The sequence below is a fragment of the Kitasatospora sp. NPDC057542 genome (genome assembly GCF_042801945.1).
GTDB lineage: Bacteria > Actinomycetota > Actinomycetes > Streptomycetales > Streptomycetaceae > Kitasatospora.
The window spans coordinates 1-7,938 of the sequence record NZ_JBHVFE010000423.1 but is presented as its reverse complement, the minus strand read 5'-3'; the positions used below and the strand labels follow the sequence as shown (position 1 = coordinate 7,938).

At 68.9% G+C, this 7,938-nt stretch carries 6 protein-coding genes; 2 read left to right on the top strand and 4 right to left on the bottom strand.

The window, feature by feature from the left end; all coding sequences use genetic code 11:
• Window positions 1–147 precede the first annotated feature (147 nt).
• Window positions 148–735, bottom strand: coding sequence for a helicase associated domain-containing protein (locus ACFU7Y_RS35155; RefSeq protein WP_380770798.1), 588 nt, complete (start codon window positions 733–735; stop codon window positions 148–150).
• Between the two features lie 90 nt (window positions 736–825).
• A complete protein-coding gene (locus ACFU7Y_RS35150) occupies window positions 826–1,221 on the bottom strand; it encodes a contact-dependent growth inhibition system immunity protein (RefSeq protein ID WP_380770797.1) in 396 nt (131 codons plus the stop codon).
• Between the two features lie 342 nt (window positions 1,222–1,563).
• On the opposite strand from ACFU7Y_RS35150, the gene ACFU7Y_RS35145 reads away from it, so the two are divergent.
• A complete protein-coding gene (locus tag ACFU7Y_RS35145) occupies window positions 1,564–2,109 on the top strand; it encodes an SMI1/KNR4 family protein (RefSeq protein WP_380770796.1) in 546 nt (181 codons plus the stop codon).
• A 734-nt stretch (window positions 2,110–2,843) separates the two neighbouring features.
• Here ACFU7Y_RS35145 and ACFU7Y_RS35140 read toward each other — a convergent pair.
• Together ACFU7Y_RS35140 and ACFU7Y_RS35135 are read right to left on the bottom strand one after the other, a co-directional pair.
• Window positions 2,844–3,149, bottom strand: coding sequence for a hypothetical protein (locus ACFU7Y_RS35140; RefSeq protein ID WP_380770795.1), 306 nt, complete (start codon window positions 3,147–3,149; stop codon window positions 2,844–2,846).
• A 1,055-nt stretch (window positions 3,150–4,204) separates the two neighbouring features.
• Complete coding sequence (locus tag ACFU7Y_RS35135; RefSeq protein ID WP_380770794.1) at window positions 4,205–6,733, bottom strand: ATP-binding protein; 2,529 nt, start codon at window positions 6,731–6,733, stop codon at window positions 4,205–4,207.
• Between the two features lie 343 nt (window positions 6,734–7,076).
• On the opposite strand from ACFU7Y_RS35135, the gene ACFU7Y_RS35130 reads away from it, so the two are divergent.
• A complete protein-coding gene (locus ACFU7Y_RS35130; protein WP_380770793.1) occupies window positions 7,077–7,262 on the top strand; it encodes a hypothetical protein in 186 nt (61 codons plus the stop codon).
• Window positions 7,263–7,938: the final 676 nt, after the last annotated feature.

Here is a 7,938-nt window from a genome sequence, read left to right as displayed (position 1 = left end):
CCAGTCAGCAGATCCACGCCGGCTACCCCCGCCTGGCCATGGTCCGCTCACTCGTCGACGCGATCGTGGAGCGAGCCGCCCGGTCGGGCGCCGCTGCCCCGGCAGCCTACCGCCGGACAACCGGCCACCCGGACCGGGGATGGCCCGCTACGCCGACTCGACTCCGTGCTCGGCGAGCTGCGCGAGCTGACCCGGCGTCAGCTTGGCGCGCCGGGCTTTCTGGTTATTGAGCCAGGTGCCCAGCGCGAAGTGCGACACCACCACCTGCTCCTCACCGCCGGGGCCGGCCTCCACGCTCTCCAGCAGCTCCTTGTGCGGGCGGGGCACCCGGGGATGCCGCTCCCGCTCGACAAAGGCCGCCAGCGCCGCCAGACCCTGAGCGAACCGGTCCGAGCGGGACACCTTCGGCTTCGCCTCCGCGGCGGCCCTGGCGGCCACCAACTCCTGCTCCTCCTCGATGCCGACCGCCGACAGCAGATCCCGCTGCTCCTCCTCCAGAGCCGGCCACCCGGCCCGCTGCACCTTCACCCACCGGCCGAGCTGCTCACCCTCGAACACCGTGTCCTGCGGCAACACGGTCCAGTCGACCAGGCCGTCGGACTCCAGCCACCACAGCCGCGCGGTGGCGTAGGCGCGCTGCCAGGTAACCGGCCACACCGGGCACCACCACGGGTCGATCTCCTCCAGCGCCCGGCGCCGCTCCGGGGCGAGCGAGCCCTGCTCCCCGGCCGGCACCTGCGCGGCCCCGGGTCACGGCAACGTGATCCGGCTACCTGACTTTGGAGCCGGCCCGACCTCTCCCCGACGGCAGCCGCTCTCGGCGGCCTACCGGGCCAGGAACCCCTCGATGTCGCGCTTCACGGTTGGTGGCACGTCGGCCAACTTCGAGACGATCGACCGGACTTCCCGCCTGAGGTCGGGAGACTTGCTCCAGACTTCCGCATCCCTGGTGAGCACGGCGTCCAGCAGATCGCCTTCGTACAGGTCGCCTTCCGCCAGTGGGTCCTTTCGAAGGACCTCGATCGCCAGCGGCAGGAGATGGGCACGGCCTACGTCCTGCCCGATGAGCAACCGCATGTCCTCGACCGTCAGGTCGCCGATCGGCTTGCGCCGAAGCTCGTGCACGGTCGCCATCAGCCGGGTTTCGCCGCCCGATGGGGCCGGCCAGCGGTCGTTCTCAAGTTCCTCAAGGGAGCGGTCACGGTTCACGAGTCGAGTCACCGGCCGATCGTCCCACGTCAGGTCTCAAACGCCCTCTGAGCTCAGGCGGTGTGTGCGAGGCCGATCACCTTCGCCGGGGCGATCCATCGGATCGACATCAGGTACTGCTCAGGGCGGTGCCGCTCCTGGGGCCTACCGCCGGCGCGCTGCCCACCGAGTCGGGTTCGCAGCCCGGCCGTGACGTCGACCTGTTGCGGAGATCCGGGGGCTACTGGCGGTAGGACGCCACCACGTCATGCTCCAGAACCCCTGCGCGAAGCACAGGAATCATTGGCACCGGGCAGGACGCCGGGCAGTACGGTGACTGATCGAACCGCGCCATCCCACGGAGGAGACACCACCATGGTCCACTCGGCCATCACCCGCCTCTCTGCCCTGATCGGGGAGCCCAGCTCCCCGGGCGACACCGTCGACTGGGATGAGCTGGCGCGGACCACGGGCCTGCGCCTGCCCGCCGACTACCGTGACTTCGTCACGCTGTACGGCGGCGGCGAGCTGGACGAGTACCTCGGCGTTAGCACGCCGCCGGTGGCCGGCTCCCCGTACGGCGATCTCGTCGACGGACTGGACTTCGACCCGAGGGAGGAGCCGGCGGCCCCTACTGGCAGCGCCTCAGAGGATCTGGAGAAGGGGAGGCTTCTCCCCTTCGCGAGCAGCGCCAACAGCGACGTGGTCTTCTGGCTCTGTGAGGCCCGGGATCCGGACAGCTGGGACATCGTCGTCTTCAAGCGCCAGCCCCACTACAGGGAGGAACGCTGGGTCCGCTTCGCGGTGGGCTTCGGCGACTTCCTCCTCGGTACCCTCAGTGGTACGCTGCCGAACCCGTTCAGCGACAGCGGCTTCGCCAGGCCGCCGCACGCGTACCGCAACTGGCGGCAGCCGCTGTGACTCGCACGGCGTTCTGTACGGATGCCGGCAGCCTGACCTCCTGGCTCGGCCGTCGAGCTCCTGCCTGAATGCGCCGCTTCCTTAGCTTGTGTGAGGTCCGGCAGGGCTGTCACTGAGACATTCGGCTTCGCCTGACACTGACATGAAGACACGTTTCTGCTGGCCAATGGTCGTTCGGCCAGGCGATCACGGTGTCAGTCAGCCGAATTTTGCAGTGACATGAGGCCGTATCGACTTGTGTCACCTTCGCCGAACCTCCTTCTGTTCAGTTCGGCAGTCCTGCCGTTGTCGTCGTGTGAACCCACCCGGTGCACTCCTTGCGGGGCCTGGCGTATGACACGCCGGGGCCCCGATCCGGACCGTCAGGCCGGCGCCGTAGGCCGTTCACCGGCATCATCCCCAGCCGACCGGGGGCGACCGACATACAGGGCGGGGAGAGAGATGACCAGGGCGAGCCACTGCGCGTGCGTGACCACGGACCACGTCTTCTGGCGCCCCCTCCCTGTGGGTAGGTCTATGGGGCGGGCGGGTGCGTGCGGCAGGCCGGTCCTGTGGCCGTCTGGCGCTGCCCCTCGGCGGCCGCCAGGTGACGCCTAGACGCTCGCCGATGGTGGAGACAGGATGGGCCCCGCCGCCGCACCTGTCTCGTTGGTGACCCAGGCGTACTCCAGAGCCGGCGCGTCGGTGAGACCGACTGCCTGGTCGTGCACGCCGACCCCGCCCCGGCCCGGCGATCAGGGCGCTCGCTTGGACAGGCCGTAGTTGAGTGCGGCCGCGGCGGCTGGGTCGGTGTCTCGCGTGCGAGACGGGCCGGTGCCAGCGGCGACGGCCCCGTGGATCGCGGCCAGGGAGCGGGCGACGTGCGCGTCACGGACTCGGGCGGCGAGCACTGCCACGGAGCGTCGGACGTCGTCCATCGCCTCGCGCAGCCCGGCCGTCATGCCGTCCGCGGAGAAGAAGCCGAAGCCCGCGAAGCGTTCGACCGCCTGGCCGACCTCGGTGCCGGTGGTGACCACGCGTACTGCCGCGAGATCGCCCACTACAGGACTGGCACCCAGCCGAGCAGCCCGTCCGTGGTCCGGTGGGCCGACGACGAAACGGCTGTCCGCGAACGCCGCAGGAGGCCCTGACCGTGATCCGGGGCGCCCGAATTCAGCAGCCGTAGCCCCCGAAACCCGCGCGGAGCCGCGCAGCTCGCTTACCTGCTGACCGCGCGCACAGCACTGCGGGCCAGCTCCGGGAAGGAACCGGCCCGCAGATGCTCAGGTCACGGGCAGTTGCCAACGTTACCCGCGAACGCCTCGGCGGATGCTGCGATGGTGGCCAGCACCGTGGCTGCGGCGATGATGGCATAGCGACGGATCATCAAAATTCCCCCTCTGTGGTTGGCCAAGCGGGCCACGGCGTCCAGTCCTGCCGGACACCGGCCCTGCGACCAAGCTACCGGCTCTGCTGGTGCCGGGGGTTCAGAAACGCTCACCTGCTGACCGCGCGCACAGCACTGCGGGCCAGCTCCGGGAAGGAACCGGCCCGCAGATGCTCAGGTCACGGGCAGTTGCCAACGGTGCCCGCGAACGCCTCGGCGGATGCTGCGATGGTGGCCAGCACCGTGGCTGCGGCGATGATGGCATAGCGACGGATCATCAAAATTCCCCCTCTGCGGTTGGCCAAGCGGGCCACGGCGTCCAGTCCTGCCGGACACCGGCCTGCCAGCGCCCCCGATACTACGTTGGATGTGTGTTAGGCGGCAGGCTGTTTCCAGTGCTGGTACGTCAGATTCCCTTCAGCGGCCAGCTCGCTGGGGTGGTGCGGTCACGCCGCTGAAGACGTGTGTCGTTGGGGCTGAAGGCTTCTGTCGTTTTCCGCTGAAGGTTTCGTGTCGTCTGGGATGGCCCGCGACGCTCGGCGGCTCGGCCGGGGGGAGTCGAGGCCGGATGCGATGCAACCCCGCCGACTTCTACGCTGGCCTGCGACCGAACCAACTGCGCGGCGAATGCTTCGAGTTCACCGTCATCGCCGTCGACCTGGCGTCGGCGGCACGGCTCAAGACCGCTGCCGGCAAGCACACACACCGCTTCACAGGCATGAGCTCGCCCTACTCACCGTCCATGTCCGACACCCTCGCCGCTTCTTCCTCAGCGCCCGCCCGCCGGTACGCCTCAGCAGAGTCCTGGCGCACCGCTCGGACGACATCCGATGGCCCTCCAGCCGCAGACAGAGTGGCAGCGAACTCCTCCAAAGCCTCACCCCGCCGATACTCATCCCCCAGGACTTCGAACATGGCCACCGCCCGCTCACCCGCCTCAACCGCCGGCCCGAACTCACCACGACCACGCAACGCCGCACCGAGGTTGCCCCAGGCCACGGCTTCGCCGTGTTTGTCGTCGAGCTGCCGGTAGGCGGTGATCGCGGTGCGGTGGGCTTGTTCGGCTTCCTCGAACCGGCGCAGGTCCGTGAAAGTGGCACCGAGGTTGTGCCAGGCCATGGCTTCGGCGTGTTTGTCGTCGAGCTGCTGGTAGGTGGTGGTCGCGGTGCGGTGGGCTTGTTCGGCTTCCTCGAAGCGGCGCAGCTCCGTGAGGGCGTTGCCTAGGTTGTTCCAGGCCCTGGCTTCGGCGTGTTTGTCGTCGAGCTGCTGGTAGGTGGTGATCGCGGTGCGGTGGGCTTGTTCGGCTTCCTCGAACCGGCGCAGCCCCGTGAGGACATTGCCGAGGTTGGTCCAGGCGCTGGCTTCGCCGTGTTTGTCGTCGAGCTGCTGAAAGGTGGTGATCGCGGTGCGGTGGGCTTGTTCGGCTTCCTCGAAGCGGCGCAGCTCCTTGAGAGCGGTGCCGAGGTTGGTCCAGGCGCTGGCTGTGTTGCGCTGGTTTCCGGTGGCCAGGGCGACGTCACGTGCGATGGTGGTGACGGTGAGCAGGTCTTCGAGGCGCCGGCGCAGGGCCAGATAGCTGGCCAGATACGAGGACAGGGACATCGCGATGTCGTGGTGGCCGCTGGTCTGTGCGGTGTGGACGGCGGCGACGAGGTTGGCGTGTTCGGCGTCGAGCCAGGTCAGGGCGTGTGCGCGGTTGTGGAACCGGGCCTTGTCACCGTCGGCCGTCGGTTCAAGGTGGATGTTCGCGTCCCGGGCTGTGAGCGTGTAGTGCTGGAGGAGGCGGCGCTGGGCTTTGGCGCTGGCGGTGGGGTGCTGTTGGGCTTGTTCGGTGGCGTAGGCGCGGACGAGGTCGTGCATGCGCCAGCGGCCGGTGTCCGGGTCCTGGCGGATGAGGCTGGCTTTGGCCAGGCCGACCAGCCTGACACGGACATCCTTGGTTTTGCCGAGGGTGAGCGCGGCGGCGGTGTCGGTGGAGATCTCGGGGCCGGGGTTGACGGCGAGGAGACGGAAGAGTTCTTCCTGCGGGGGCGGCAGACGCCGGTAGGAGCGCTCCAGCACTGCCCGGACGGCTCGGGTGCCGTCGTCCAGCATGTCCAGGCGCTCGCCGAGGTCCTCCAGGTCTTCGGCGAGTTGCCCGGGCTTGATGCTGCGGTCGCCGATGAATTGCGCGGCGGCGATGCGCAGAGCAAGGGGGAGGCGTCCGCACAGCTCGGCGACCCGGCGGGTGCCGTCGGGGTCGGCGTTGATCCGGCCGTCCTTGGGGAGGGCGGTACGCACCGCGACGTCCATCAGGTCGACGGCCTGGTCGGGTCCGAGGACGTCGACGGCGACCAGACGGGCCCCGATGGCCGACAGGTCGTCGCGGGAGGTGATCAGGAGCCGGTGGGGCCCCTCTCCGGGGAGGAGATGCTCGATCTGGTCGGTGTGGGAGGTGTTGTCGGCGATGAGCAGCACACGTTCGCCGGCGCGGGTGCGGGCGGCGAGCTGGGCCCGGTAGAAGGCGGCCCGCTGGTCAGGGTCGGGCGGGATCCGCGCGGGGTCGACACCCAGGCCGCGGAGCACGGTGTCGAGGGCCTGGCCGGATTCGGTGGGGGTGTCGTCGTAGCCGTGCAGGTCGAGGAACACGGCTCCGGTGAAGAGGCCGTTCGCGAGGGCGGTGTGGCCGGCGGCCAGGGCGAGGGTGGTCTTGCCGATCCCTCCCATGCCGTGCACCGCGGCCACCACCACGGCTGTACCACCGGTGTCTCCCGCCAATTCGGCGTCCGCACTTGGGCGTTGAGGGTCGAGCAGGTCGAGGAGGTCTTCCAGATCGCGGTCCCGGCCGGTGAAGCCGGCCAGAAGGGCCGGAAGCGGGGCGAGCCGGGGAAGATCCTCTAGGGGCAGGGCAGCCGAACGACCTTCGGCACCCGGGGCCGTCTTGCCTTTCCCGCTGATGCGGTCGAATTCATCGACCATGGCCGCAACCCTGGTGTACGCGTTTTTCCATTCGACGAGGTCGGTGCGAGCAGCCGAAAGGACCTTAATGGTTTTCGCGTCGTGTGCTTTACACGCTTCGACGAATGCGGCGACGATATCCCAGTCGTAGACCCGGTAGATTCCATTCCGGCCCTTTTGGAGCTCACTGACAGCGGTCTTCGTGAGCATCTTTGCGCCGCGGGTGCCGGCGTCAGCGGCGGCTTCCACCAGCTGGCTCCCGCTCGGGTTGCCCGCGTCCAGACGGAGATCCTCAAGACGTCGCCCGAACTCACGCAGCACCCGCTGCGACTCTTGGCTCTCCCCAGCCGCCACTTCGCTCCCCACCCGTCCTACGCCTTCACCAGCAGCCCTGGCTGCCGTGCCCCACCCGGTCGCCTGCCGCAGCCGATCCATCAGCCTTTGATCCCACCGGCCCTCTCCTTTGAGCGCGGCACGGTCCGCGATTGTCCGCGATCGTCTGTCGGCAGGCCTCTCAGCGTAGTCCTCCACCAGCACGAACAGAGTGCAGATTCGGGATCGTCGGCATCCGTCCGCAGATCCGCAACCAGGCCCGTATCCCCGGGATCGTGGTGCCCAAGCCGCGGCTGACCAGCACTCACGACAGCCCTCTGGGGAGGATCTGATGTCCAGCAAGCACCACACCAAGACCAAGACGAGCACCCACCCCGTCATCGACCAGCCCACCCCGGCCCACAACGACACGTCCGAGCAGCGCCTGGCCGGCCAGATCGCCAAGGGCGCCGCCTCCGGCACCGCCCGCGCCATCGCCACCTGGCTCATCGGACAGATCACCGAACACCTCCACTGACCCCGCCCGCAGGGTGCGGGCACCCGCTCCCGCACCCTGCACCAACAGCTCAAGCCAACCCGGAGGCCCCACAGCCCGCCCGGCAGCCCGCAAGCAAGCCGTCGCCGCCACCGCTGCGCCGGTCGGCCACGCCCCGGACAGAGCCCTGTCCGGGGCGGATAGGGAATTCGGCAGGAGTTTCTGACGGGGATTTCTGATACCCATCCGGGGATTTCCGGGCTGGTGTTCCAGGGAGTCGCCCAGGATGGGGGCAGGGGGTGAGGCGGGGTTTCCTGGCAGGTGTTTTCTGATGCACACGCCGGATGCTCGCGAGGCTGGCTTGCCTCGGCCCATTGAGGAGTCACGTCCGGGCCCTTGTCAGAGTACCGAACCCGGGCGATCCTGCGGATTCCAGGGGAACCCGGAGCCTGTCCAGAAATCCAGAGTCTAGCGGGCTGCTATCTTTGATGCACAAGAACGGGCGAAGCCCGCCCCTGCACCACCCCCAACGAGTGACCCCACACATGACCACCCGTCACCATCCCATCCGTCAAGGCGCGAAGCGCCCCCACCCGCCACCCCAGTCAGCCCAGGCGAAGCCCGAACACCCCCCACCCCGCCCAGGGCCGAAGGCCCCACCCTGACACCCACCCAACTCCGTAGCGAAGCGCGGAGTTGACCCACCACCACCCAAGCG